Here is a 1,267-nt window from a genome sequence, read left to right as displayed (position 1 = left end):
CACCATGTAGTCCGGCAGCCGCGCACTTAAGTGCGCCCGCAAGGCGCCGGCCAGCCCGCCTCCACCGTCCTCGTCCGAGCCAGCCTCGTCCGAGCCCACCACATAGGCGACAAGGTGCTTGTCGCCGGACCGGTCCTGGCGCGCCACCACCGCCGCATCGCGCACCCAGGCGTGCTCGCAAAGCCGTGCGGCGATCTCGCCCGGCTCGATGCGGAAGCCACGGATCTTCACCTGGTCGTCGTTGCGGCCCAGGAACTCCAGATTGCCGTCGGGCAGATAGCGCGCCAGGTCGCCGGTCCGGTACAGCCGATCGCCGTCCACAAAGGGACTGGCGATGAACCGCTCCGCCGTCAGCTCGGCACGGTTCAGATAGCCACGCGCAACCCCCGCCCCGCCGATGTAAAGCTCACCCACCGTCCCCAACGGCACGGGCGCGCCATGACCGTCCAGCAGATACACCCGCGTGTTGGCAATCGGGCGGCCGATCGGGACGTTTTGATGAGACACACCGAGCCTCGCGTCAATAACAAAACTGGACGACCAGATCGTTGTTTCGGTCGGACCGTAAAGATTTCTTAGAGACCTCACCCCTCTACTGAGCCGCGACGACTGACTCGCAGGTAACGCCTCACCTCCACACAATACATTTAAGCCCGGTGTTCCTTGCCAGCCGGCATCCAACAGCAAACGCCACGTTGCTGGAGTGGCCTGCATGATAGAAATCTTGCGCTGATCTATAAGGTAATGCAACGCCGTAGCATCCGTAACATCCTTACGGCTGGCTAGGACGATTGTGGCTCCCGTGCACGATGGAAGAAATAGCTCCAGCCCTGCGATATCAAATGAGATGGACGTGATGGCTAGGAATACATCCTGCTCAGTGATCCTCAATATATCCGAAAGAGCATATATGAAATTCAACACGTTCGCATGCTCGACCATGACGCCCTTTGGGGTTCCGGTTGAGCCTGAGGTGTAGATCACATAGGCGAGATGGCGCGAGGTGAGGCCGAGGGCGCGCGGCTCGGGATCGCAGGCGGGCAGCTCGGCCCAGGCCGGGGTCACGGGGTCCAGATCGACCACGCTCACATCGGCGAGCGCCTCGGTGCCGAGCGCGGCGCGGCCTGCCGCATCGCAAAGCAGCAGCTGCGGCGCGGCATCGCCCAGCACCTGGCGCAGCCGCTGAGACGGATAGGCCGGGTCCAGCGGCAGATAGGCGCCGCCCGCCTTCAGGATCGCCAAGAGCCCCACCACCATCGCCAGGCTA

1 protein-coding gene is annotated in these 1,267 nt (G+C 63.3%); it reads right to left on the bottom strand.

Features of this window, described 5'->3' with window-relative positions:
* On the bottom strand, nt 1-1,242 hold a 1,242-nt coding region (locus KIP88_RS45740; RefSeq protein WP_249791570.1), incomplete at its 3' end, for an amino acid adenylation domain-containing protein.
* Between the last annotated feature and the right edge of the window lie 25 nt (nt 1,243-1,267).

This window comes from Bradyrhizobium sp. SRL28, from assembly GCF_018596315.1.
Lineage (GTDB): Bacteria > Pseudomonadota > Alphaproteobacteria > Rhizobiales > Xanthobacteraceae > Bradyrhizobium.
Note: the sequence above shows the minus strand (reverse complement) of the source record. Positions and strands in the feature narration are given on the sequence as shown.